This is a genomic window from Nitrosospira sp. NpAV (genome assembly GCF_000832065.1).
In the GTDB taxonomy this organism is placed as follows: Bacteria; Pseudomonadota; Gammaproteobacteria; order Burkholderiales; family Nitrosomonadaceae; genus Nitrosospira.
The window spans coordinates 1-25,593 of sequence record NZ_JXQM01000008.1 but is presented as its reverse complement, the minus strand read 5'-3'; the positions used below and the strand labels follow the sequence as shown (position 1 = coordinate 25,593).

Below are 25,593 nucleotides of genomic sequence, written 5' to 3'. Positions count from 1 at the left end.
ATAAATTATGACCCCAGATCAGTATTGTCAGGAAAAAGCGATTCAGAGCGGTTCCAGTTTTTATTACAGCTTTCTCTATCTGCCATCGGAAAAGCGCCGCGCCATTACCGCCTTATATGCTTTCTGCCGCGAGGTGGATGATGTGGTGGATGAGTGCACCGATGCGTCGGTAGCGCGAACCAAGCTTGCATGGTGGCGGCAGGAGGTTGCAGCCATATTTGATGCCGGACAGGGAAATGAACCCAGCCACCCGGTGGCGAAAGCACTGGTCAGCGTGTCGAAAACGTTCAATCTCACAGCTGAGCGATTGAATGAAATCATTGATGGCATGGAAATGGATCTTAATTATAATCGCTATGCTGATTTCGACACCCTGAGGCTTTATTGCTACCATGTGGCGAGCGTGGTGGGGTTATGTTCGGCGGAGATTTTTGGCTATCGCAATCCCGACACCCTGAAATATGCGCAGGATCTGGGGCTCGCTTTCCAACTCACTAATATCATCCGCGACGTCGGCGAAGATGCGCGCCGCGACCGTATCTATCTGCCCCAGGATGAGCTGGTTCGTTTTGGAGTATCCAATGAGGACATTCTCCATTCGCGCGAGACGGACAATTTCAGGCGGCTGATGGAATTTCAGATTGAACGTGCGGAAAGTTATTACACGCGAGCCTTCGCTGCATTACCTGCGGAAGACCGTAAGAACCAGCGGCCTGGCATCGTCATGGCAGCGATTTATCAAACCCTGCTAAAAGAAATCAAGCAGGATGGGTGCCATATTATGCGGCAACGCGTAAGCCTCACGCCGATGCGTAAATTATGGATCGCATGGACGACCTGGATCAAAGGGTAAGCTACGGCTTTACCGGCATGTTCTCCTACTGGCCATCTGCCAACCATCGGATTCGGGATGAATAATTTTAGAGATTACCGTGCGTCGCCGGATCTGCTCAAGGATCGTGTGATTCTTGTTACCGGAGCGGGCCAAGGCATAGGGCGTGTTGCGGCCCTCGCCTATGCCGCTCACGGCGCCACCGTAATTCTGCATGGGCGCCGGGTTGAGAAACTGGAAAGCGTGTACGACGAGATCGAGGCCAGCGGGGGGGTTCAGCCCACAATTTTCCCGCTTGACCTGGAGAAGGCGGGAGACAAGGATTTTCAGGCGATTGCTCAAGCCATCAAGATGCAGTTGGGCAGACTGGATGGCATTCTTCATAACGCGGCATTGATATTCAGCCTGACCCCGCTGCAGAATCAGACACTGGAACAATGGCTATCGCTGCTACGTGTCAATTTGATTGCGCCATTTGCCCTGACACGAGCCTGTTTGCCGCTGCTGAAGGCCTCGCCGGATGCTAGCGTGATCATGACTTCGGAAATGCATGGTCACGATCCCGCAGCCTATTGGGGCGGTTTTGCGGTGGCCAAGGCCGCGCTGGAGGCGCTGGCCAAAATTCAGGCGCAAGAATGGCAAATGCTTCCGAATCTGCGCGTCAACGTGATAATTCCGGGACCGGTCCATACCCCGCAACGGACGAGAACTCATCCCGGTGAGGTCAAGCAGGATTTGCCCCGGCCGGAGCACCTAATGCCAAGTTACTTATATCTGATGGGTCCGGATAGCAAAGCTGTAAGCGGCCAGACCGTGTTTTGCTAGATCGTCCGAAGTATGGGCTGCCGCAGCAGGGAGAAATAGGTATAATTGGCTTGAGCGGCGCGCGAAAGTGGCGGAATTGGTAGACGCACCAGATTTAGGTTCTGGCGCCGAAAGGTGTGGGGGTTCGAGTCCCCCCTTTCGCACCAGGGAACTGTAATAGGTGCGGAGAATGTTGCGATGTAGCGCCGCATGAATGTTATCAACCAGTCGGGAAATGGTATGCAATCGAATGTCGAAGACCTGGGTGCGCTGGAGCGTCGCCTTAACGTTTCGATTCCTCAGGAAAAAATCGAAACGGAAGTTGAAAGCCGCCTGAAGCGTTTGGCGCGCACGGCAAAAATACACGGTTTCCGGCCAGGCAAAGTCCCGCTGAAAATTGTTACGCAGCAATACGGCCCGCAGGTGCGTCAGGAGGTCATGGGTGACGTACTGCAGAGAAATTTCAGCGAGGCTGTGCGCGAACAAAAGCTGCGAGTTGCGGGTTATCCGCGTTTCGAACCGAAGCAAGTGACGGAAGACGCCTCTCAGTTTGAATTCAGCGCAACATTTGAGGTCTATCCAGATGTGGTTCTGGGTGACTTGAGTGGAACTCGAGTCGATCAGCCTGTGGTCAACGTGGTCGACTCTGACGTCGATAAGACGCTGGAGATTCTGCGCAAGCAGCGAGTTCAGTACGAACCGGCGGAGCGGCCTGCAGTAACAGGCGACCGCGTGACCATCGATTATCGTGGCTTGATCGATGGGGAGGAATTTGCGGGCGGCAAGGCGGAGAATTTTGCCCTTGTACTGGGCGAAGGCCGACTGCTCAAGGATTTTGAGGAACCTCTTGGGGGGATGAGCACGGGGGAGAGCAAAACGTTTGAAGTAACCTTTCCGGCAGATTATCATGGGAAAGAGGTCGCCGGAAAGACGGCAACGTTTGAAGTGAAGTTAAATAATGTAGAAGCATCGAGGCTGCCGGATGTGGATGCTGAATTCGCCAAGTCACTGGGTGTTGCGGATGGCAGCATCGAAAAAATGCGCGAGGAAATTCGGGCCAACCTGGAGCGGGAAGTATCGAAACGGGTAAAAGCGAAAATCAAGGAACAAGTCATGCAGTCATTGCTTGATGCGACTGTGATTCAGGCACCTAAGGCATTGGTGGAGCGGGAACTGGAGCGGCTCATGCAGGATGCGCAAAATGACCTTGAGTCGCGCGGCATGAGTGCCAAGAACGTGCCGCTTCCCAGGGATTTGTTTCATGAGCGGGCACAACGCCGGGTGAGCCTTGGTTTGATCCTGGCCGAAGTGGTAAAGATAAATGGCCTGCATGCAAAGCCGGAGCAGGTGCGAACAGTGGTGGAGGATCTCGCACAGAGTTATGAGAATCCGGCTGAAGTAGTTAAGTGGCACTATGCCTCAAAGGATCGCCTCAACGAGGCGGAGTCGGCGGTACTGGAAGATAATGTGGTGACATGGGTGCTGGAGAAGGCTGCGGTAGTGGATAAGCCCATGACGCTGGATGAATTGATGGGAAAATCATGACATGATGCAACAACTTGATTGGAAACAGCGCAACCTCGATCCGAACAATCTAGGGTTGATTCCCATGGTGATCGAGACGAGCGGGAGGGGTGAACGCGCCTACGACATATACTCACGCCTACTGAAGGAGAGGGTGATATTTCTCGTGGGACCGGTAACCGAGGCTTCCGCCAATCTGATCGTGGCGCAGCTGCTGTTCCTGGAATCGGAAAATGCGGACAAGGATATTCATTTCTATATCAATTCTCCCGGGGGTGTGGTATCCGCCGGAATGGCGATATACGATACCATGCAGTTTATTAAACCTGATGTCAGTACGCTCTGCATAGGTCAGGCCGCGAGTATGGGGTCGCTGTTATTGACAGCCGGCGCAAACGGCAAGCGTTTTTGCCTTCCGAATTCACGTGTTATGATTCATCAGCCGATGGGTGGCTTTCAGGGCCAAGCTTCGGATATCGAGATCCACGCCAAAGAAATTCTGTTTCTTAAAGGCCGATTGAATGCACTCATGGCAAAGCATACGGGCCAGAGCATCGAGACCATCGAGAAAGACACCGACCGCGATAACTTCCTCAGCGCGGAGGAGTCAGTAAAATACGGCTTGGTGGATGCTGTGCTCACTGCCAGAAATGAGAGTGCGGGCTGAATGATCCAGAGTGATCTATAATGACCATGGATGGAGATAGATTTAATTTTTAGCGACGAGCGTACCGGCTCGGATAATGCGGGATAAAACTATGTCAGAGAAAACTGGCGGCGAAAAACTGCTTTATTGTTCCTTCTGCGGCAAAAGCCAGCACGAAGTAAAGAAGCTCATTGCGGGCCCATCGGTATTCATTTGCGATGAATGTATAGAACTCTGCAATGACATTATTCGTGAGGAAATACAAGGTGCTGAAGCTGCCAAGCTCACCAAGTCGGATTTGCCGGTACCGCACGAAATCTGCCAAATTCTCGATCAATACGTCATTGGTCAGGAACCGGCCAAAAAGATTCTGTCGGTGGCGGTATACAATCATTACAAACGTCTAAGGAATCTGGCAAAAAGCGCAGATGCCGACGACATCGAGTTGGCGAAAAGCAACATACTGCTTATCGGCCCGACCGGTTCGGGCAAGACATTGCTTGCGCAGACGCTGGCCCGTCTGCTGGATGTGCCCTTCGTCATGGCCGACGCGACAACGCTAACCGAAGCGGGTTATGTCGGCGAGGATGTGGAAAACATCATCCAGAAGTTACTGCAAAAATGTAATTACGACGCGGAAAAAGCGCAGCAGGGCATTGTTTATATCGACGAGATCGATAAGATCTCCCGTAAATCGGATAACCCGTCAATTACCCGGGATGTATCGGGGGAAGGGGTGCAGCAGGCTTTGCTGAAACTGATTGAGGGAACGATTGCCTCGGTGCCTCCTCAGGGCGGAAGAAAACACCCTAATCAGGAATTTGTCCAGGTAGACACCACCAATATTCTTTTCATTTGCGGCGGTGCGTTCGACGGTCTCGACAAGGTCATACGCGCCCGCTCCGAGAAAGGCGGGATAGGTTTCAGTGCCAATGTGAGGAGCCGCGAGAATCGCAAGAACTTTGGTGCCGTATTGCGGGGAGTGGAGCCGGAAGATCTTGTCAAGTATGGGTTGATTCCGGAATTTGTCGGGCGTTTGCCGGTGGTTGCCACCCTCGAAGAGCTGGACGAATCGGCGCTGATTCAAATCCTGACCGAACCCAAAAACGCGCTTATCAAACAATATCAAAAAATGTTTCACATGGAAGGCGGCGTCGATCTCGAGTTCCGCGAGCAAGCACTCAAGGCGATTGCCAAAAAAGCGTTGGCGCGCAAGACAGGCGCGCGCGGTTTGCGCTCCATACTGGAGAGTACACTGCTGGACACCATGTTCGATCTGCCATCGCTGGAAAACGTCGCTAAGGTGGTCATTGATCATGGTTCCGTGGGTGGCGATATCAAACCCATTCTGATTTACTCGGATAAGCCGAAAGTGGCCAAAAGTTTTTGACCCGGGTCCTGTTGCTTGGTCCGTTGCCTTGAATTTTCTCGCGGCGTCCCCATAACCTTTGTTTGACCTTTATAGGTGAGCCGATATGTCTTCCCCAGTTAATAACCCCAGTCAGGTGTCACTGCCGTTATTGCCATTGCGCGATGTCGTAGTATTTCCGCATATGGTGATTCCGTTATTCGTCGGACGGCCCAAGTCTATCAAGGCACTCGAAATCGCCATGGAGTCCGGCAAGAGTATTCTCCTGGTTGCGCAAAAGTTTGCCGCCAAGGATGAACCGGCTCCTGACGACCTCTACGGTGTATGCAGCGTTGCAAATCTGCTGCAAATGCTTAAGCTGCCCGATGGCACCGTCAAGGTGCTGGTTGAGGGAAGCCGCCGCGCGCGGATCATAAAGGTGGTTGATGATGGCAACTACTTCTCCGGCCAAGCGGCGTTACTGCCTCCGGATGCCGTAGATAACCACGAAGTTGAGGCAATGCGGCGTGCGATGCTGGCCCAATTCGATCAGTATGTAAAACTCAACAAGAAAATACCGCCCGAGATCCTGACTTCGCTCAGCGGCATCGATGAAGCAGGACGTCTGGCCGATACGATCGCCGCCCACCTGCCATTGAAACTTGAGCAAAAGCAGGAAGTGCTGGAAATTTTCGATGTTCCAAAACGTTTGGAACACCTGCTGGGGCTGCTCGAAACTGAGCTTGACATACTGCAGGTGGAAAAGCGTATTCGTGGAAGAGTGAAGCGCCAGATGGAGAAAAGCCAACGCGACTACTATCTCAATGAGCAGGTGAAGGCCATTCAGAAGGAGCTCGGCGAGGGCGAAGACGGTGCTGACCTGGAGGAGATCGACAGGAAGATCAAGGCCGCGCAGATGTCCAAGGAGGGGCGCGCAAAGGCGGAAGCGGAATTGAAGAAATTGCGTTTGATGTCTCCCATGTCGGCTGAAGCCACTGTGGTCCGCAATTACATTGATGCGCTGGTAGCGTTGCCATGGAAGAAAAAGAATAAGATCAGCAAGGATCTCAATGCCGCTGAAGTGGTGCTGGAGCAGGATCATTACGGTCTTGATAAGGTCAAGGAACGCATCGTCGAATATTTGGCCGTGCAGCAGCGCGTCGATAAGCTGAAAGCGCCCATTCTTTGCCTGGTGGGACCGCCTGGCGTGGGCAAGACGTCATTGGGACAATCCATCGCCCGTGCTACCAACCGTAAGTTCGTGCGCATGTCCTTGGGTGGCGTGCGCGACGAGGCCGAGATACGCGGCCATCGCCGTACCTACATTGGGTCGATGCCTGGCAAGATCTTGCAAAACATGACTAAGGTGGGTGTCAAGAATCCATTATTTCTGCTCGACGAGGTGGACAAAATGGGCATGGATTTCCGTGGCGACCCATCATCCGCGCTGCTGGAAGTGCTGGACCCGGAGCAGAATCACTCATTCGTGGATCACTATATCGAGGTTGAGTATGATTTGTCGGACGTCATGTTTGTTGCTACCGCCAACACCCTGAATATCCCTCCGGCATTGCTGGACCGCATGGAGGTGATCAGGCTATCGGGTTATACCGAAGATGAGAAACTCAATATCGCAACGCGCTACTTATTGCCTAAACAGATAAAAAATCACGGACTCAAGGAAGAGGAACTGGCGGTATCTGAATCCGCCCTGCGTGATATTACCCGTTATTACACACGAGAGGCAGGTGTACGGGCGATGGAACGGGAAATCTCGAAAATATGCCGTAAAGTGGTCAAGGCATTGCTGCTCAAGAGTGATCAGAAAAAAATTACCATCAGCGGACGGAATCTGGATAAATACCTGGGGGTGAGACGTTATACCTATGGGGTGGCGGAAGAGAAAAATCAGGTAGGGCAAGTTACCGGTCTGGCATGGACGGAGGTAGGTGGAGAGTTACTCACCATTGAGGCGGTAGTATTACCGGGCAAGGGAAAAACCATTACTACCGGAAAATTGGGGGAAGTAATGCAGGAATCGGTTCAGGCCGCGCTGTCGGTGGTACGCAGCCGTTCAAGAACGTTGGGTATTGCCGATGATTTTTATCAGAAGAACGACATTCATATTCATTTGCCAGAAGGCGCGACGCCCAAAGATGGGCCTAGCGCGGGGATTGGAATTTGCATTGCGATGGTCTCGGCGCTAACAGGCATCGCGGCCCGGGCAAATGTGGCAATGACGGGAGAAATTACCCTGCGTGGCGAGGTGCTGCCCATCGGCGGGCTCAAGGAAAAGCTTTTGGCGGCGCACCGCGGCGGCATAAAGATAGTGCTGATTCCGGAAGACAACGTCAAGGATCTGACCGAAATCCCGGAGAATATCAAGAATCGCTTGGATATTCATCCGGTTAAGTGGATAGATCAGGTGCTGGATCTGGCATTGGAACGCAAGCCGGAAGCGCTTCCCGTTACGCCGTCGTCCGTGCCCGCCCCCGTTGGAGTTGATGGGGATACCGCTACCACCACTACGGTTATCAAGCATTAAACTCCGAGAAGGTTTATTTGAATTTTTATTTTTCAGTCGCTGGTTTATTCCATTTCAAGAAATTGGACTTGGTTGCTGAAGAAAACAAGGTTTTCCCGTGACAAGTTTGTGTACGAAATGTTTCCGAAATATTTTCACAATTGCTTGACCAAGCACAAACGGCTTGATATAAAACCAATTGCAAGGGTTTTTCTGTAACTAAAATAACGAAAGGGGAATCACCGTGAATAAATCTGAACTCATCGATGCCATCGCCAAGTCTTCCGATATTTCCAAGGCCTCTGCAGGTAACGCGCTGGATGGTGCATTATCCGCAATTAAAGCCGCTCTAAAAAAAGGTCAAAGTGTAACGCTCGTCGGATTTGGAACCTTCAAAGTAGGTAAGCGCGCGGCCCGTACCGGCCGCAATCCCCGTACGGGTGCGGCAATCAAAATAAAGGCCGCAAAAGTTCCGAAATTCAGCGCTGGCAAGGCGCTTAAGGATGCAGTAAACTAGCGTCCTTCGGACGGGGGTGCTTAGCTCAGTTGGTAGAGCGTCGCCCTTACAAGGCGAATGTCGGCGGTTCGACCCCGTCAGCACCCACCAGCAGAAACTTACAGATCATTGGAGTGGTAGTTCAGTTGGTTAGAATACCGGCCTGTCACGCCGGGGGTCGCGGGTTCGAGTCCCGTCCACTCCGCCAGATTTTGTGCTAAACCAGGGCGAACGCGAGTTCGCCTTTTTTATGCGTTTCCTAAATTTTTAATAATGTTTGATTTTGTTCACAGAAAAAAACGTATCGTCCAGGCTATCCTGGCGCTCGCCGCATTACCGTTTCTGTTTTGGGGAATCGAGTCATATAACAGCAGTGACGGCGGAGACTATCTCGCATTGGCGGCGGGTGAAAAGATCCCGCGTCAGGAATTCGAGCAGGCTTTGCGCAATCAGCAGGAAAGCATGCGGGCAACCATGGGAGAAAATTTTAACGATGCGATGCTGGAGAATCCGGAATTGCGGTCTGCGGTATTGGAGGGACTGATCCAGCAACGGTTGCTAAAGCACGAAGCCGCTCGCGTTGGGCTGATGGTGCCGGATTCACAGTTGATAGCAGTTATACAAGATATTTCCGCCTTTCAGGAAGATGGCAAATTTTCCAAACAACGCTATGAAGAGTTGCTGCGTGGCCAGGGAATGAATCCGCGAGCATTCGAAGCGCGTGTACGCCAGGAAATGATGCGGCAGCAACTGACGGACGCATATACCGGGAATGGTTTCGTTCCTGTTTCGGTGGCGGAAAGAATTATGCAGCTGGGTGGGGAGAAGCGCGAAATCAGCGTGGTTCAGGTACAACCGGAGCAATTCCTGTCGCAGATAAAACCCGATGATGCGGCAATCAAGTCATATTATGAGAGTCACCAAGCCGAGTTTCAGCTGCCGGAGCAGGTACGTGTCGAATATCTGGTGTTGTCTCTGGACAATTTGACAAAAGAGCAGCAGGTGAGTACCGACGAAGCAATAAAGTATTTTGAAGAACATCGGAGTGAGTTTGAGCAACCCGAGGAGCGCCGCGCGAGCCACATCCTGATAACGGTTTCCGCTGCGGCATCCGATGCAGAGAAGGCCGCGGCGCGCGCCAAGGCTGAACAATTGCTTATCCAGGTAAGACAGGCTCCGCAAAACTTTGCTGAACTTGCCAAGCAGCATTCCCAGGATCCGGGTTCGGCGATCAATGGCGGTGATCTCGGCTTCTTCGCCCGCGGCATGATGGTCAAGACATTTGAAGATGCGGTTTTCCAGATGAAACTGGATGAGATCAGTAATCTGGTCGAAACAAATCACGGTTTCCACATCATCAAGCTCTCGACGATTAAACCCCCTAAACTGGTCAGTTTTGATGAAGTAAAGAGCCAGGTCGAGGAGGAACTGAAGAAGCAGAAAGCCGGGAAAATTTTTGGTGAAATGGCTGAAGGTTTCAGCAATATGGTATATGAGCAGAGCGATAGCTTGCAGCCCGCCGCAGAGAAATTCGGCTTACGCATCCAGCAAAGTGAGTGGATTGCAAAAAGTGCGGGTACTCCTCCTTATTTCAATAATGGAAGATTGCTGCAGGCGATATTTTCCGAAGACGCGCTTAAGAACAAGCGTAACACCGAGGCGGTGGAGACTACGCCAAATACGCTTGTTTCAGCCAGGGTTCTGGACCACAGGCCAGCGACGACACCGCCGATTGCAGCATTGCGGGATAAAATCAGCGAACTGCTGGCCCGCAAGGGAGCGGCGGAGGCTGCCATAAAGTCAGGCAGGGAGAAACTTGCACAGTTACAGGAAGGAAAAAATGGAATCGTTGCGTGGGGCGCTACCCAGCAAGTTTCCAGAAAGGAGCCCCAAGGTCTGGATAATGAAACCCTGCGGGCGGTTTTCAAGGCTGAGGTAACCAAACTTCCATCTTATGCCGGTGTGGAAAATTCTCAGGGGGGCTTTACATTAATCCGCGTCAGCCGTGCCATTGAACCGGCTCCGGCGGAGGCGTCCGAACGCAAGACCTTTGCCCGGCAATTGCAGCAGGTGCATGCCCAGGAGGAACTTACATCTTATCTTGCCGGAGTCAGAAAGCAGTATGACGTGACGGTCAGGAATGAGGCTTTGGAGAAGAAATAAGAACCCTGTATTTAGTGTGTCAGAAACCTCTGAATCAGCTCTTCGTAGAGCGCTTTGCCGGCAAAACCTAGGAAGTTGTTCAGAGGTTCTTCAAGATTAGGGTTCACTGATATCAAAAGCGACCGTATTAAATCCTGCGTCGACATGGGTAACTTCACCGGTAATGCCGCTGGCCAGATCGCTACACAAGAAGGCCGCGACGTTACCCACCTCTGCAATGGACACATTACGTCGTAACGGCGCGACTTTCTCCGTATAGCCCAGCAATTTTCCAAAATTGCCGATTCCCGCCGCTGCCAGGGTTTTAATCGGACCGGCGGAAATCGCGTTGACACGGATTCCCTTGGGCCCCAGGCTCGATGCCATGAAGCGCACATTGGCCTCAAGGCTTGCCTTAGCCAAGCCCATTACGTTGTAGTTCGGCATAACCCGTACCGCTCCGAGATAGGTAAGCGTTAGCAGCGAACCATTCCTGCCCTGCATGAGGGGCATTCCCGCTTTTGCCAGGGCCGCGAAACTGTAGGAACTGATATCGTGAGCGATGCGGAAGGCTTCGCGGTTTACACTGTCGAGGTAGTCTCCGCTCAAGGCTTCTCGCGGTGCAAAGGCGATCGAGTGAACGATGCCATCAAGGCCGTCCCAATGTTTTCCTAAACTATCAAAACAACGGGCAATTTCCTCATCGTTCGAAACATCGCAGGGAAACAGCAGGTCACTTTCAAATTCGGTGATTATTTTTTCAACTCGTCCGCGTACGACTTCTCCTTGATAGGTAAAGGCCAATTGCGCGCCTTCGCGATGCATGGCTTTTGCAATGCCGTAGGCAATGGAGCGATTACTAAGCAGTCCAGTGATGAGGATGCGTTTATCGGCGAGAAGTGTCATGTCATATCCTTGGAAGGTGGAAAATTTGAGGAATTATCCTAAATCTGGCAATTTGGCCGGAGCGTATGGTTTCTGAGGATCGGGCACCTTGAACGGGGTGGCGGCATTCCGTACGCTGCTCGATTTTCGCGTCGGGAGCTCGGCGAAGCGTCCGGGCGCTCCATTCCCAGGAATTGCAACGCAGCCGTGTGCCGCAAAACCATGCAATCCATCCGTAGCGAACTCACCCAAAAGGGGAGGGTCAAATGGCGCAAAAAGTCATTGTGGATCATGGCGCCCAGCTTGAAAAATGAGTGAGAAATGAGTGATTAGCTGCCGGATTTGGAATTATAGCCTCAAGTCTTTCCCGCTTGTAGAATCATGAACGTCGCCGGAGCTCGAGCGACGTTTCCGTTTTTAGTATTTACGTTACACTATCGCTCAATGAAGGCACTATCCAAATATCTGCTGGTATCGCTTGTGGTCTTCATTTGCGCCTGTAGCGGCAATTCATGGAACAGTCCCTATCCGGCAGCCGATACGGGTAAAAATATTCTCTATACTCCGTTTGCCGAGCGCCCAAAGCATCTTGACCCCGTGCAATCCTATAGCTCCAACGAAATTCTGTTGACAGCGCAGATCTATGAACCGCCGCTGCAATACCATTACCTGAAACGTCCCTATACACTCATCCCATCAGCAGCCGCGGAAATGCCGGTTGCGCAATATTTTGACGAAAACGGAAAGCGCCTGCATGACAGCGCGGATGCCAAGCAAATCGCCTATACGATTTATGAAATTTCCATCAAGCCCGGTATCCGATATCAGCCTCACCCGGCGTTCGCCACAAATGAGCGGGGAGAATTTCTCTATCATGATCTCACCCCGGATGATATAGCCAACGTCTACAAGCTGTCCGATTTTAGCCACACGGGTTCCCGAGAATTGACGGCCGAAGATTATGTTTTCGAGATCAAGCGATTGGCGCACCCCAAATTGCATTCACCAATCTTCGGCCTGATGGCGGATTACATTGTAGGTCTTAAGGAGTACTCCATGACGCTTCAGACCGCTGTCGTGGCGCAGTTCAACGGGCAGGGCAGCGATGCCTATCTGGATTTGAACAATTATCCGCTGGAAGGCGCGGAAGCAGTGAGCCGTTACACTTATCGCATCAAGATCAGGGGTAAATATCCCCAGTTCATGTATTGGCTGGCAATGCCTTTTTTTGCGCCTATTCCATGGGAAGCGGAACGTTTTTATACTCAGAAAGGGTTGGCGGAAAAAAATATCACCTTTGATTGGTATCCCGTGGGCACCGGACCTTATATGCTCACCGAGAACGACCCCAATCGTATGATGATACTGGAAAGAAATCCCAATTTTCACGGTGAGGCTTATCCGTCCGAGGGCATGCCGGATGATGTGGAGGCGGGCATGCTTGCAGATGCGGGCAGGCCGCTGCCCTTTATCGATAAAGTGATATCCAGCCGCGATAAGGAAAGTATTCCGCGCTGGAACAAATTCCTTCAGGGCTACTATGACGCCTCGGCCATTGGCTCTGACAGTTTCGATCAGGCGGTGCAACTGACAGGCCAGGGGGAGGCCACCGTGACCGAAGCGATGAAGCGTCAGGGCATCCGATTGGAAACCGCTGTGGCGGCTTCCACGAACTACATGGGCTTCAATATGTTTGACCCGGTGGTCGGTGGAGTCACCAAGCAAGGGCGCGAGTCCGCCAGAAAATTGCGCCAGGCCATTTCGATCGCGGTGGATTACGAAGAATATGTATCGATATTTGCCAATGGCCGTGGCATCCCGGCCCAAGGTCCCATTCCCCCGGGCATTTCCGGTCATCGAGAGGGCGAGAAGGGGACTAACCCGATAGTCTACGATTGGGTGAACGGACGGGCACGGCGCAAACCGATTGAAGCCGCCAAGGCGCTGTTGGCGGAGGCGGGTTATCCCAACGGGATGGACGCGAAAACCGGCGCGCCGCTGGTGCTGTATTTCGATGTGACTGCCCGCGGCATCGATGACAAATCGAGTCTCGACTGGATGCGCAAACAATTCCAGAAACTCAACATCCAGCTGGTGGTTCGCAGTACCGACTACAATCGCTTTCAGGACAAAATACGCAAGGGCAATGCACAAATCTTCGAGTGGGGTTGGAACGCCGATTATCCTGATCCGGAGAATTTCCTGTTCCTGTTGCATGGCCCCCAGCAAAAAGTCGGCAACGAAGGCGAGAATGCCTCCAATTACTCCAATCCGGAGTACGACCGGCTGTTCGAGCAAATGAAGAACATGGAAAACAGCCCCGAACGCCAGCAGATCATCGATCGCATGATCGACATCCTGCGTCATGATGCGCCCTGGCTTTGGGGATATCATCCCAAGGATTATGGGTTGTATCATGCCTGGTACGGCAACGTTAAGCCGAACAGACTATCGCACAATAACATCAAGTACTTCCGGATAGACACGGAGCTGCGCGAGCGGAAGCGCCAAGAATGGAACGAGCCGGTGCTGTGGCCAATCGGGCTCGGATTGATCGTGCTGGCGGCGGGCCTGGCCCCAGCCGTGGCCGTTTATCGCCGCAGGGAGCGAGGAGCGGGGATCAGGAAGCGGGAACCCGAAACCGGAAAGCCGCATCAGAGAGGCGGCATTGCTTAATTACATCATCCGGCGCGTGCTTTATGCCATTCCCATTTTGATCGGTGTGAACCTGATCACTTTTACCTTATTCTTTGTGGTTAACAGCCCCGATGACATGGCACGGATGCAATTGGGCATCAAACGTGTCACGCCCGAGGCCATTACCAAATGGAAGCAGGAACGTGGCTATGATAAGCCCCTCATGTTTAACGATGCGGTGGAGGGTACCGAAAAATTCACGCGTACTATTTTTTTCGAGAAATCGGTGGCCATGTTTGCCTTTGATTTTGGACGGGCCGATGACGGGCGCGACATTGCTCACGAAATCAAGACACGCATGCTGCCCAGCCTCGCCATTGCGCTGCCCGTGTTCCTGCTGGGATTGTTTGTCTACATTTTTTTTGCGCTGACAATGGTATTTTTTCGCGCCACCTACGTGGATTTCTGGGGTGTGGTACTATGCGTCGCCCTTATGTCCATCTCCAGTTTGTTCTATATCATTGGCGGTCAATTTTTGATAAGCAAGATGTGGCACCTGGTACCCATTTCGGGGTATGGAAGCGGATGGAATGCCGCCAAATTCCTGGTATTGCCGGTTATTATCGGCGTGATTAGCGGCGCGGGTGCCAGCACCCGGTGGTATCGCACCATTTTCCTCGAAGAAATGGGTAAAGATTACGTGCGCACTGCTCGCGCCAAAGGATTGTCTGAAAGCCTTGTGCTATTCAGGCATGTGCTCAGAAACGCGATGATTCCGATACTGACCGGTGCGGTCGTGCTGATTCCGCTGCTATTTCTGGGAAGCCTTATTGCCGAATCCTTTTTTGGTATTCCTGGATTGGGCAGCTATACCATCGATGCGATCAACTCACAGGACTTTGCCGTGGTGCGCGCCATGGTTTTCCTGGGATCCCTGCTTTACATCATCGGACTGATATTAACGGACATCTCCTATACGCTGGTGGATCCAAGAGTAAGGCTGGAATGATGATCCCGATCCGGCCGACCGCCCATTCTCAGCGCGGGGTGCATTGCGCCTTCTTGTCATCCCGCCATCCAGTCACTGCAATCACCGGTTTCGGGATAGCGGCTGAACAAGAATAGTTATGTCTTTCAAACCCATCATTCTCTGGACAGATGCGCTCGTCTACTTGCTGGTGATAGTCATAATCGCCTTTGTCTGGTATGTGCGGCGCAACGAGTATCTTCTGGCGCCATGGCGGCGTGTGGGGCACAGTGCGAGTGGAATGGCGGCACTCACGGTTTTGACATTTTTTATTGCTATCGGGTTACTTGATACCGTGCATATACGTCCCGCCATTGAGAATAGTAATGGTAGCAGCGGTGAAAAGGCGTACAGCGTGGAGGTATTAAGCCTGCTTGATATCATTGCAACTCCTTTACGGACGCGCGTGGAAAAGACTTATTCGGCACCCTTTGCCGCATTTCTTTACACCAAAGAAACAGCAGAGCTTCCGGATGGACGGCAGATACGGGAATTCCCCCGGTTGCAGTTCGGTGGCGCCCATCTGCAGAATCCTGAAACCGAGCTTGCCGCCGACGTAGCCTGGAAAGCAGGGGTGGGTGGAGGCCTGGGGCTTCTGCTGTGGGGCCTGGTAGTGGTTTCTTTAACAGGGTTGCTGGCGAACCGCAGGGATGAAAAATTCCTGTCAGCGTTTTCCGCCATCTGGCGCGGCTCCACCCAGGTTCCATGGAATGCGATATGCATCACGCTTGCACTCTTATTGCTATTTTGCGGTGCCGCGCTGGCATTATCCGGCAGTTATCATATATTTGGCACCGATAAGGTAGGCCAGGACGTATTTTACCAGTCGCTCAAGAGCATCCGCACGGGTCTGGTGATTGGCACGCTTACCACGCTGATGATGCTGCCATTTGCGCTGCTCCTGGGCATCACGGCCGGTTATTTTCGTGGCTGGGTGGACGATGCCATTCAATATCTGTACACCACGCTGAGTTCGATCCCGAGTGTCCTGCTGATTGCGGCAACGGTATTGATGATGCAGGTTTATATAGAAAGCCGTCCCGAATTGTTCGATACCATCGCCGCGCGTGCCGACCTGCGTCTGCTGTTTCTTTGCATCATACTCGGGGTCACCAGTTGGACTGGTTTATGCCGGTTGCTGCGCGGCGAGACCTTGAAGCTGCGCGAGATGGAATATATTCAGGCAGCCCATGCCTTCGGTGTTTCGCATTGGCGCATCATCAGTCGCCATATTCTGCCGAATGTGATGCATATCGTGCTGATTGCTACCGTGATGGATTTCAGCGGATTGGTTCTGGCAGAGGCTGTACTGTCTTATGTAGGCGTCGGTGTTGATCCTTCCATGATCAGTTTTGGCACCATGATTAACGCTGCACGCTTGGAAATGGCGCGTGAACCGATGGTATGGTGGGCGTTGCTTGCCGCCTTCAGCTTCATGTTCGCGCTGGTGTTGAGCGCCAATCTTTTCGCGGATGCGGTACAGAATGCCTTTGATCCGCGAGCAAGAACGTTATCGGCGAAAGCGATTATATTGCGTCGCCGGAGACATGAAGAAAACCCGCAAGCCCAATCCGTTTCGCCTACGGTTGAGGGTTCCTCCAAGCCATGAATCCTCTGCTGCAAATTGACAATCTTGCAACCGTTCTCCATACCGGAGCAGCGCCGGTATGGGCGGTGGATGGACTTACGCTGCAAATCCTGAAAGGTGAGACCTTCGCGTTACTGGGTGAATCCGGTTGCGGCAAGTCCATGACGGCCCTCTCGATCATGCGATTGTTGCCAGAGGCGGGGGAGATTGTCTCGGGATCCGTCAGAATTGGCGAAGAGGACCTGCTTTTGCTTCCGGAAGCCGCTATGCGTAACGTTCGCGGGCGGCGCATCAGCATGATATTTCAGGAGCCGATGCTAAGCTTGAATCCGGTAATGACGGTGGCGGACCAGATTGGCGAGGTATTGCGGCGGCATTTTAATTTAAGCGGTGCGGCGGCACAGGAACGCGTACTGGAAATATTGAATCAGGTGGGTATACCGGATGCGGCACGCCGCATGAATGAGTATCCCTTCCAGTTTTCGGGCGGAATGAAGCAACGGATGATGATCGCCATGGCGCTGGCTGGGGAGCCTGAGCTACTCATCGCCGATGAGCCGACCACCGCACTGGATGTCACCATCCAAGCCCAGGTGCTGGATCTCATGCGAGGCTTGCAGCAACGAGGCGGCATGGCGATTCTACTCATCACTCATGACCTTGCGGTGGCGGCGGAGATGGCGCATCGGGTGGCGGTGATGTACGCGGGTGAGATTGTGGAGACGGCGACGCGCGAGAATTTTTTTAGCGGCCCGGCGCACCCTTATTCCCAGAAATTGTTTGCTTCCCTGCCAGGGAAAGCCATGCGCAAGCAGGGACTGCGGCTGGCGGCAATCGGCGGAAATGTTCCCGCGCTGTCACGCGAATTCGTTGGCTGCCGTTTTGCCGACCGCTGCGATCACGCTTGGGAATTGTGCCACGAGATCGCGCCAAGGTGGAACGTCGTGGCCGGCGGACATCAGGTGAGATGTCATCTCTTTAATAAGGATACCAGCCCCAGCGTTCAGGATCCGGAACTCGGCAGTCAGCGCCTTGAAGCCACGGTTGCGGACTCTGAAGGATCAATGAAGTCGGGTTCTCGGACCCCATTGACTTCCGAATCAGGAGATTCCAGCCCTTATCTGCTGTCCGTCACCGGTCTCAAAGTTTACTTCCCGATACATAAGGGACTGATGAAAAGCATCACCGGGTATGTCAAGGCGGTGGATGGCGTATCGCTGACGATTGGGCAGGGCAAGACGCTGGCACTGGTGGGAGAATCCGGCTGCGGCAAGACAACCGCCGGCAAGGGTATTCTACAATTGATTCCGCCCTCCGCAGGCAGCGTACGTTACAACGGGCTTGAACTCGTGGGGATGGAACGCAAGCGCTTGCGCAAGATGCGCGCTGAATTCCAGCTCATATTTCAGGATCCCTATTCATCCCTCAACCCGCGTATGCGTATTGTGGACATCATTGAAGAGGGCATGGATGCCCTGAGCGTCGGAGGCAGGGGTGAAGCCAGTCATGCGGGGCCTCATTCCGCCGGCAAGAAAGGAAGAGTGGATACGCTCCTGGAAAGTGTCGGGTTGCCGCCGGAAACCAAATGGCGCTATCCGCATGAATTCTCCGGTGGTCAACGCCAACGTGTCGCCATTGCCCGTGCCCTGGCGGTCAGCCCCAGGCTGATCGTTTGCGACGAGCCCACCAGTGCGCTGGATGTATCGGTACAGGCGCAGATCCTGAATCTGCTGAAGGATTTGCAGAGCAGTCTGGGCCTGGCTTATTTATTTATTACGCATAATATCTCGGTGGTGGAGTATATCGCCGATGAAGTGGCGGTGATGTATCTGGGAAGAATCGTGGAACAGGGGCGCGTGGAGGAGGTATTGGATCATCCCAGGCATCCCTATACTCAGGCGCTGCTGTCGGCGGTACCTGTCATAGATCTCGCATCAAAGCGCCCGATCATCCATTTGCATGGGGATCTGCCCTCTCCCGCCAATCCGCCCTCCGGCTGCCATTTCCATCCCCGCTGTCCCCACGCCATGCCGATATGTCGAGAGCGTTACCCCGAAACAAGCGCATTCAGTTCTACGCACACGGCGCGGTGCTACCTTTACCCACAGGAACAAGATTCAGCATAAGGGCTATTTTGATGACGGTCGATCAAGAAGTGGCGCGTCGCCGCACGTTTGCCATAATCTCACATCCGGATGCGGGAAAAACCACATTGACGGAAAAGCTGTTGCTGTTTGCCGGCGCCATTCATATCGCCGGCAGCGTCAAGGCGCGGAAAGCGAGCCGTCACGCCACGTCGGACTGGATGGAGATCGAGAAGCAAAGGGGGATTTCAGTAGCCAGCTCCGTGATGCAGATGGAATACCGGGGTTGCATCATCAACCTGCTGGATACGCCGGGTCACCAGGATTTTTCCGAAGACACCTACCGGGTGCTGACCGCGGTAGATGCGGCATTGATGGTGATCGACGCCGCCAATGGCGTGGAGGCCCAGACGTTGCGTTTGCTGGAAGTGTGCCGGGCGCGTAATACGCCCATCCTCACTTTCGTGAACAAAATGGATCGAGAAGTACGTGAACCGCTCGATCTCATTGACGAAATCGAACGAACGTTGAACATGACGGCGGTGCCTTTTACCTGGCCACTGGGCATGGGCCGTGGTTTTCATGGTGTATTCGACTTGCGACGGGACCGCATGCGCGTTTTTCGCCCCGGTGCGGATAGACTGGATGAGCAGGACGAAATCATTGAAGGCCTGGATAATCCCGAAATCGCGCTGCGTTTCGCAGCGGATGCCGCCCACACCCGTCAGGAAATCGAATTGATACGTGGCGCCTCGCCAGAATTCAGCCATGCAGCTTTTCTCGCCGGCCTGCAGACCCCGATCTTTTTTGGCTCGGCCATCAACAATTTTGGCGTACGCGAGGTACTTGACGCACTGGTCGATCTGGCGCCATCACCCACATCGCGGCAAGCGCTTCAGCGCCAGGTGCAACCTGCAGAAGCGATGTTTTCCGGCGTCGTGTTCAAGATTCAGGCGAACATGAATCCCGCCCACCGGGATCGCATCGCGTTCGTGCGGATCTGTTCGGGCCGCTTCGAGCGCGGAATGAACCTCAGGGTCGTGCGTAACGATAAGGATATCCGCACCAATGGCGTAGTATCCTTTCTGTCACAGCGGCGAGAGTTGCTTGATATCGCCTACTCCGGGGATATCATCGGCATACCCAATCATGGAACATTACAATTAGGGGACACACTGACGCAAGGCGAACGCTTGCAGTTTACGGGCTTGCCGTTTTTCGCACCTGAAATTTTCCAGACAGTGGAGATTGCCGATCCCATGCGCAGCAAGCAGCTCAAATTGGGACTTACCCAGTTAGGTGAAGAGGGAGCAATCCAGGTATTTCGGCCCCATGCCGGAGGCGCTTTGCTGCTGGGTGCGGTGGGCACGTTGCAGTTCGAAGTGGTGGCGCACCGGCTCAAGCATGAGTATGGCGTGGATGCCCGCCTCGCGTCGGCGAAGTATCAGATGGCGCGCTGGGTCACATCCGATGATCCACGCGAACTGAAGCGATTCATCGACACCAATGCGCATCGGGTAGCCTACGATGCAGTGGGCGCGCCCACTTTCCTGGCCTCATTCGGAGCGGAATTGAGCGTCGCTCAGGAAAGCTGGAAGCATATTCAGTTTCATAGGCTGCGAGAGCATGCTGGATTGGTATTCCAGACCCATATGGAGGGATAATTCACCCTCTGTCCGTGGATGTTTTTGAACGGAACGCCGTAAATGGCCCCTTCCATGCGGAAATTCCACGGGGCATGAGGAAGCTGTTTTGATTTATACTCGTCCTTCGATCCAACTCCGCGGCTGGCGTCCTGTAGCGCATTGCCTGAAAAAGAAGCCCGGTGGGGCGTAATATATGATGTGTGGATGATGCCGGGTTGAAAACGAATAAAAAATAAGCGGCATAAGCAGCAACTGCAGCAACTGCCGGATTTAGGTTATGGCAACTTCAAAAAATAAAAGTACATCGACCAAAAAAAATGGAAACACTTGGTCCGGGCGGTTCGATGAGCCGGTTTCGGAACTGGTGCAGCGTTATACCGCATCGGTTGGCTTTGACCGCAAGCTCGCGGAATACGACATTGAGGGATCGCTTGCTCACGCATGGATGCTCTCTGGCGCGGGTATTATCAATGCGGATGACCTGGCTGCCATCGAATCCGGCTTGGGTCGAATTCGCGACGAAATCCGCAGCGGTGAATTCATCTGGCTTCTGGAACTGGAAGATGTGCATCTCAATATCGAGAAACGCCTCACCACACTGATCGGCGATGCCGGCAAACGGTTGCATACCGCGCGATCGCGCAACGATCAGGTCGCCACTGACGTGCGACTTTATTTGCGTGCCGCGATAGACAATATTATCAGGCTTATCCATGGACTGCAGCGCGCGTTGTTGGACCTTGCCGAACAGCATGTGGATACCGTGATGCCAGGCTTCACGCATTTGCAGGTGGCGCAGCCGGTTGTCTTCGGTCATCATCTCATGGCGTATTTTGAAATGCTGAGACGCGATGTCGAACGATTATCCGATTGCCGGAAGCGCGTGAACAAACTGCCGCTGGGCGCGGCGGCGCTGGCGGGGACCAGTTATCCTATCGATCGCAAGGCGGTGGCGCAGCGACTGGGGTTTGAAGGTATTTGCGAAAATTCGCTGGATGCGGTTTCCGACCGGGATTTTGCCATCGAGTTCTGCGCAGACGCGGCACTGATCATGACGCATCTTTCCCGGCTGTCCGAAGAATTAATTTTATGGATGAATCCATCGTTTGGCTTCATTGATCTCGCCGACCGGTTCTGTACCGGCTCATCCATCATGCCACAAAAAAAGAATCCGGATGTACCGGAACTGGTACGTGGTAAAACCGGGCGCGTCAATGGCCACCTGGTTGCATTGCTGACGCTGATGAAAGGTCAGCCGCTCGCTTACAATAAAGACAATCAGGAAGACAAGGAGCCACTTTTTGACACGGTGGAAACGCTCACTGACACGCTGCGTATCTACGCCGATATGCTCACCGGCGTGCGCGTCAACCAGGATGCAATGCGCAACGCGGCGATGCGGGGTTACGCCACGGCCACGGACTTGGCCGATTACCTCACGAAAAAAGGGTTGCCTTTTCGCGAAGCGCATGAGGCCGTAGCCACAGCGGTGCGCTTCGCTGACAGGAGCGGCAGGGACCTGAGCGCGCTTACCCTCTCGGAATTGCAAGAATTCTCTCGATTGATCGACAGTGATGTCTATGCTGTACTGACCCTGGAAGGCTCGATAAGTAGCCGTGGCCATATTGGCGGAACAGCGCCGGCACAGGTAAGGGCAGCCATCAGGCGGGCAAGGAAGTGGCTGTCCTGAAGCGGTGATCGGGCATTCGTTTATGCGACCCTGGGCAGATATCGCGGCACAAATCTCCAGCTCCGCCGGCTTTTCGTTCGACGTGGAAAAAACCGTTTCCATCGGTGGCGGCTGTATCAACGAAACTTATCGGATTGAAGGCACCGGCCGGCAATTTTTCCTCAAACTGAATGATGCGGACAACCTGCCGATGTTTGAGGCTGAAGCCGCGGGTCTGCAAGAAATCCGGCGCTCCCGTACACTGCGCGTTCCAGCACCCGTTTGCTGGGGGAGAAATGATTCCCAGGCATGGCTGGTGCTGGAGTATCTGGAAATGGGTAACCTTTCCAGTAGCGGCGCCACGGCCATGGGCGAAGGATTGGCTGCGATGCATCGTGTTTATTCCGAAAAATTCGGATGGATGCGCGATAACACCATCGGTGCCACGCCGCAAATCAATAGTTATTCTTCCAACTGGATACAATTCTGGCGCGAGCAGCGTTTGGGCTACCAATTACAGCTTGCCCAAGTTAATGGCTATACTGGGAAATTACGGACACAGGGCGAACAATTGATGGCGCAGCTGGAATTATTTTTTCCGGAAGCGAAGCCGGTTGCTTCATTACTGCACGGTGACCTGTGGAGCGGCAACTATGGTTTTGACCGTGCGGGGCAGCCGGTACTATTTGACCCGGCCGTATATTATGGCGATCGCGAGGCGGATATCGCCATGACCGAACTTTTTGGCGGATTTCCTGCTGCTTTTTATGCGGCTTACCGGGAAGCCTATCCGCTCGACCCTGGTTACGCTACACGAAAAACGCTTTATAACTTGTATCATATCCTGAATCATCTCAATTTATTCGGCAGTGGGTATCTTCGCCAAGCGGAACAAATGACAAGCAGGTTACTCGCCGAAATTCGCTAAGAAGGAAATAGGCGGCCACGGAAAAAAAGAGCGGTCAACTGATGGATTCATGCTCATGGATCCTGGGTCAAAACTCAAGCGGATCTACATCCAATACCCATCGCACCCTTTGTGCCGAAAGCGTGTCGAGTTTGGCTCGCCATACAGAGAGAAATTCCTGTAATTGCTTGCGCGAGCCGGACTGTATAAGCAGGTATGCGCGCTCCATTCCTTTTAACCGTGCCATTTGCGCGGGAACCGGATCGAATATCTCAATGCGCTGCGGCGCCTTCGCCATGGCTGCCGCTCTGGCAAGAAAATCCAGTACGGTGTCAATCTGGAGTCCCTCTGCCCGCAATAATGCTTGGTAGACATACGGAGGAAATCCCGCCGACTTCCTTTCCGCCAGGAGTGTTTGCGCAAGTGAGCCATAATCCTGCCGCCGCAGTGCCTGATAGAGCGGATGGTCCGGAAATTCGGTTTGAATCAGCACTTCCCCTGAAATAGTGGCGCGTCCAGCTCGGCCCGCCACCTGCATCAATTGGGCAAACAAGCGCTCGGATGCGCGAAAATCAGTACTGAACAGTGATGCATCGGAATTCAGGATGCTAACCAGCGACAGATTTGGAAAATCATGTCCTTTCGCGAGGATCTGTGTCCCAACCAGAATATCCACACGCTGTTCCTGGATATCCTTCAGTATTTTTTGCCACGCATTTTTTCGGCGCGTACTGTCGCGATCGATGCGCACAATTCGTGCCTCGGGGAAACGGTCGGCCAATGCAGCCTCCACCCGCTGCGTGCCGTGGCCAAAGGGTGCGATGTCTTGGTCGCCGCATTCAGGGCAGATAGAGGGAAAACGCTCCTGATGACCGCAATAGTGGCATCGCAATTTTTTCTCACGCAGATGTACTACCAGACGGCTGGCGCAACGGTGACAGGTCGCTGTCCATGCGCATGATTTGCACAGCAGCACAGGTGCATAACCACGCCGATTAATGAAGACCAGGCTTTGCTGGTTTAAAGTGAGACACTTCTCCAGTGCGGTGATCAATGGAGCCGAAAAACCTTCTTTCGTTTTGGCGGCGCGGGTATCGATACAACGCACGGCTGGCAGCGTGGCGTTCTTCACCGCACGGGATGACAGATGCAATCTGAGGTAGCGGCCGCGTAGCGCATTGTAGTAACTTTCGAGCGAAGGGGTGGCGGAACCCAGTATCACCGGTGCATTGGCATGCTTGGCGCGAAAGATTGCCACGTCCCGGGCCGAATAACGCAAGCCCTCCTGTTGTTTGAACGAGATATCCTGTTCCTCGTCCACAATGATCAGGCCAAGTTTTGGCAGTGGTGTGAATACTGCCAGGCGCGTACCCAGTATTATCATGGCTTCGCCCCGCTGCGCCTGCAGCCAGGCATTCACGCGTTCACCAGGATTGAGTCCGCTGTGAAGACTGACCAATTGTGTGGCGGGAAAGCGCGAGCGAAAGATTGCTTCCAGTTGCGGTGTCAGATTGATTTCGGGCACCAGCACCAGTGTTTGCCGCCCCTGACGCAACAGCAATGAAATCAATTGCAGGTATACCTCTGTTTTGCCGCTGCCGGTAATGCCATGTAACAGCCAGGTGTTGAAGTCGCTTATTTTGGCGGCCACGTTATTGACGGCGCTTTCCTGATCCGCGGTAAGGACGGGGCCTGGCGAAGTTACTTCACTCCGCGAGGCCGCACTGGAAGGAAGCGTGGCCACTGTTTCCTCGACCCAGCTCAGCATCATGAATTCCTTTAATACAGCGGGTGCACGCCGCGAAAGCTGTTTCACCTCCTCAATATGCATGATGCCGGATTCTTTCAGTCCCGCCAGCAAACGACGCTTGACGATATTACGGGCAGGAATGGTCGATAGGCTGATGGCATATCCCATGGGTGTAAGGCGATATTGAGAGGCGGCAGGGTCCGCCACGATGGGTTTAATACTGCGTAGCCTGCCGGGGAGTCCGTTCATTACCACCTCACCCAGCGGATGATGATAGTAAGTACTGCAGAATCGAAACAGATCGAGCAATGACGAGGATAGCGGGGGGATATCCCGGAATATGTGGGTGGCATGCCTGAGTTTGGAGGACGGAATCAGGGACCGGGTAGACACTCCCATAATTACCCCTGTCATTTGCTTTTTTCCAAATGGGACGCACACACGGACGCCGATATCCTGCGCCGTTGTATCCAACGCAAGATAGTCGAACAAGGTATTGACAGGAACGTCGAGCGCGACGTGAATAACAGGCATCTTGGAATGAAGACTGAAACCGGATTTATGGAAAATTCGAGGATATTATCCTCTGAAAGCCCGCCGTTGATTTACCTTATGCTGATCCGAGCCATAAACAATATCGATGGCGCCGATAGAGATTTGCCTGGAGAGCCGGTAACAAATGACATGTGATTTATCATCGGAACCGGAAATCGAGAGCTTCCGTTGCGCATGCCACCCTCGAGCAAGTTTTGCAAAACAATAGCGGTGAGTAGCGGTGAGCTTATGAAAGAATAATTTATCTGCTCAACATTCGGTGGCGGTTTTAGTATACGGGTTTAGGATGTCGGATTTCTTTACATATCTTTGTTTAATGAGCCAGAAGTTATATTCAACCTGCTGATTTAAAGAATATCTATATTTTGGCATGAGATATGCTTGCAATTGAAACGATGCGCGGTCCGCAATGGATGCCGAATTGGCATGTCGGGTTTGTTTCGAAAAGAAAGAACAGGAGATACACTCTATAATTTCATCTTGGAATCATAAGTTTATCGACATTCAAGGCAAGAACCGGGCGGACTGT

General features: G+C 53.2%; 17 protein-coding genes and 3 tRNA genes. 18 read left to right on the top strand and 2 right to left on the bottom strand.

Going from position 1 to position 25,593, the window contains the following annotated elements:
* Positions 1-7: 7 nt before the first annotated feature.
* The 11 genes from hpnD (at position 8) to SQ11_RS05935 (ending at position 10,337) form a co-directional block, all read left to right on the top strand.
* On the top strand, positions 8-853 hold the full coding sequence (gene hpnD, locus SQ11_RS05985) for a presqualene diphosphate synthase HpnD (RefSeq protein WP_041513256.1): 846 nt from the start codon (positions 8-10) through the stop codon (positions 851-853).
* A gap of 57 nt (positions 854-910) precedes the next feature.
* Positions 911-1,657, top strand: coding sequence for a YciK family oxidoreductase (locus SQ11_RS05980; RefSeq protein WP_041513255.1), 747 nt, complete (start codon positions 911-913; stop codon positions 1,655-1,657).
* A gap of 61 nt (positions 1,658-1,718) precedes the next feature.
* Positions 1,719-1,803: transfer RNA gene (locus SQ11_RS05975), tRNA-Leu, on the top strand.
* Between the two features lie 73 nt (positions 1,804-1,876).
* Positions 1,877-3,181 carry a trigger factor gene (gene tig, locus SQ11_RS05970; RefSeq protein WP_041513453.1) on the top strand — a complete coding sequence of 435 codons (1,305 nt, stop codon included), beginning with the start codon at positions 1,877-1,879 and terminating at the stop codon, positions 3,179-3,181.
* 1 nt (position 3,182) lies between these two features.
* Positions 3,183-3,827 (top strand): ATP-dependent Clp endopeptidase proteolytic subunit ClpP, encoded by a 645-nt coding sequence (clpP, locus tag SQ11_RS05965; protein ID WP_041513254.1) that lies wholly within the window; start codon positions 3,183-3,185, stop codon positions 3,825-3,827.
* A 91-nt stretch (positions 3,828-3,918) separates the two neighbouring features.
* Positions 3,919-5,196 (top strand): ATP-dependent Clp protease ATP-binding subunit ClpX, encoded by a 1,278-nt coding sequence (gene clpX, locus SQ11_RS05960; protein WP_041513253.1) that lies wholly within the window; start codon positions 3,919-3,921, stop codon positions 5,194-5,196.
* An 85-nt stretch (positions 5,197-5,281) separates the two neighbouring features.
* The gene (gene lon, locus SQ11_RS05955; protein ID WP_041513252.1) at positions 5,282-7,699 is read left to right on the top strand and encodes an endopeptidase La; all 2,418 of its coding nucleotides are present in this window, start codon (positions 5,282-5,284) and stop codon (positions 7,697-7,699) included.
* Positions 7,700-7,922: 223 nt separating this feature from the next.
* Entirely contained in the window at positions 7,923-8,195 is a 273-nt protein-coding gene (locus SQ11_RS05950; RefSeq protein ID WP_004180321.1) for an HU family DNA-binding protein, read from the top strand.
* A gap of 14 nt (positions 8,196-8,209) precedes the next feature.
* Positions 8,210-8,285: transfer RNA gene (locus SQ11_RS05945), tRNA-Val, on the top strand.
* A gap of 20 nt (positions 8,286-8,305) precedes the next feature.
* Positions 8,306-8,382, top strand: a tRNA-Asp gene (locus SQ11_RS05940).
* A 65-nt stretch (positions 8,383-8,447) separates the two neighbouring features.
* Positions 8,448-10,337, top strand: a complete 1,890-nt coding sequence (locus SQ11_RS05935; protein ID WP_041513251.1) for a SurA N-terminal domain-containing protein — start codon at positions 8,448-8,450, stop codon at positions 10,335-10,337.
* Positions 10,338-10,433: 96 nt separating this feature from the next.
* Here SQ11_RS05935 and SQ11_RS05930 read toward each other — a convergent pair whose 3' ends face one another.
* A complete protein-coding gene (locus tag SQ11_RS05930) occupies positions 10,434-11,222 on the bottom strand; it encodes an enoyl-ACP reductase (RefSeq protein ID WP_041513250.1) in 789 nt (262 codons plus the stop codon).
* A gap of 423 nt (positions 11,223-11,645) precedes the next feature.
* Here SQ11_RS05930 and SQ11_RS05925 point away from each other — a divergent pair, with 423 nt between their 5' ends.
* The 7 genes from SQ11_RS05925 (at position 11,646) to SQ11_RS05895 (ending at position 22,780) form a co-directional block, all read left to right on the top strand.
* Positions 11,646-13,877 carry an ABC transporter substrate-binding protein gene (locus tag SQ11_RS05925; RefSeq protein ID WP_052494043.1) on the top strand — a complete coding sequence of 744 codons (2,232 nt, stop codon included), beginning with the start codon at positions 11,646-11,648 and terminating at the stop codon, positions 13,875-13,877.
* Positions 13,870-14,847 carry an ABC transporter permease gene (locus tag SQ11_RS05920; RefSeq protein WP_041513249.1) on the top strand — a complete coding sequence of 326 codons (978 nt, stop codon included), beginning with the start codon at positions 13,870-13,872 and terminating at the stop codon, positions 14,845-14,847. The genes SQ11_RS05925 and SQ11_RS05920 overlap by 8 nt, the downstream gene beginning before the upstream one ends.
* Before the next feature lie 118 nt (positions 14,848-14,965).
* Entirely contained in the window at positions 14,966-16,474 is a 1,509-nt protein-coding gene (locus tag SQ11_RS05915; protein ID WP_041513248.1) for an ABC transporter permease, read from the top strand.
* Positions 16,471-18,579 carry an ABC transporter ATP-binding protein gene (locus SQ11_RS05910; protein ID WP_041513247.1) on the top strand — a complete coding sequence of 703 codons (2,109 nt, stop codon included), beginning with the start codon at positions 16,471-16,473 and terminating at the stop codon, positions 18,577-18,579. The genes SQ11_RS05915 and SQ11_RS05910 overlap by 4 nt, the downstream gene beginning before the upstream one ends.
* Positions 18,580-18,590: 11 nt before the next feature.
* Complete coding sequence (locus tag SQ11_RS05905; protein WP_041513246.1) at positions 18,591-20,201, top strand: peptide chain release factor 3; 1,611 nt, start codon at positions 18,591-18,593, stop codon at positions 20,199-20,201.
* A 259-nt stretch (positions 20,202-20,460) separates the two neighbouring features.
* Complete coding sequence (argH, locus tag SQ11_RS05900; RefSeq protein ID WP_041513245.1) at positions 20,461-21,873, top strand: argininosuccinate lyase; 1,413 nt, start codon at positions 20,461-20,463, stop codon at positions 21,871-21,873.
* A gap of 22 nt (positions 21,874-21,895) precedes the next feature.
* Positions 21,896-22,780 carry a fructosamine kinase family protein gene (locus tag SQ11_RS05895; protein ID WP_041513244.1) on the top strand — a complete coding sequence of 295 codons (885 nt, stop codon included), beginning with the start codon at positions 21,896-21,898 and terminating at the stop codon, positions 22,778-22,780.
* 67 nt (positions 22,781-22,847) lie between these two features.
* Here the strand turns inward: SQ11_RS05895 and SQ11_RS05890 are convergent, their stop codons facing one another.
* Complete coding sequence (locus SQ11_RS05890; protein ID WP_041513243.1) at positions 22,848-25,043, bottom strand: primosomal protein N'; 2,196 nt, start codon at positions 25,041-25,043, stop codon at positions 22,848-22,850.
* Between the last annotated feature and the right edge of the window lie 550 nt (positions 25,044-25,593).

Bases quoted from the DNA above. Each gene is read 5' to 3' on its own strand.
- SQ11_RS05895 (WP_041513244.1), top strand. From the start codon at position 21,896: ATGCGACCCTGGGCAGATATCGCGGCACAAATCTCCAGCTCCGCCGGC.
- SQ11_RS05890 (WP_041513243.1), bottom strand. From the start codon at position 25,043: ATGCCTGTTATTCACGTCGCGCTCGACGTTCCTGTCAATACCTTGTTC.
- SQ11_RS05980 (WP_041513255.1), top strand. From the start codon at position 911: ATGAATAATTTTAGAGATTACCGTGCGTCGCCGGATCTGCTCAAGGAT.
- lon (WP_041513252.1), top strand. From the start codon at position 5,282: ATGTCTTCCCCAGTTAATAACCCCAGTCAGGTGTCACTGCCGTTATTG.
- argH (WP_041513245.1), top strand. From the start codon at position 20,461: ATGGCAACTTCAAAAAATAAAAGTACATCGACCAAAAAAAATGGAAAC.
- SQ11_RS05910 (WP_041513247.1), top strand. From the start codon at position 16,471: ATGAATCCTCTGCTGCAAATTGACAATCTTGCAACCGTTCTCCATACC.
- clpX (WP_041513253.1), top strand. From the start codon at position 3,919: ATGTCAGAGAAAACTGGCGGCGAAAAACTGCTTTATTGTTCCTTCTGC.
- SQ11_RS05935 (WP_041513251.1), top strand. From the start codon at position 8,448: ATGTTTGATTTTGTTCACAGAAAAAAACGTATCGTCCAGGCTATCCTG.
- hpnD (WP_041513256.1), top strand. From the start codon at position 8: ATGACCCCAGATCAGTATTGTCAGGAAAAAGCGATTCAGAGCGGTTCC.
- SQ11_RS05905 (WP_041513246.1), top strand. From the start codon at position 18,591: ATGACGGTCGATCAAGAAGTGGCGCGTCGCCGCACGTTTGCCATAATC.
- SQ11_RS05925 (WP_052494043.1), top strand. From the start codon at position 11,646: ATGAAGGCACTATCCAAATATCTGCTGGTATCGCTTGTGGTCTTCATT.
- SQ11_RS05915 (WP_041513248.1), top strand. From the start codon at position 14,966: ATGTCTTTCAAACCCATCATTCTCTGGACAGATGCGCTCGTCTACTTG.
- tig (WP_041513453.1), top strand. From the start codon at position 1,877: ATGCAATCGAATGTCGAAGACCTGGGTGCGCTGGAGCGTCGCCTTAAC.
- SQ11_RS05930 (WP_041513250.1), bottom strand. From the start codon at position 11,222: ATGACACTTCTCGCCGATAAACGCATCCTCATCACTGGACTGCTTAGT.
- clpP (WP_041513254.1), top strand. From the start codon at position 3,183: ATGATGCAACAACTTGATTGGAAACAGCGCAACCTCGATCCGAACAAT.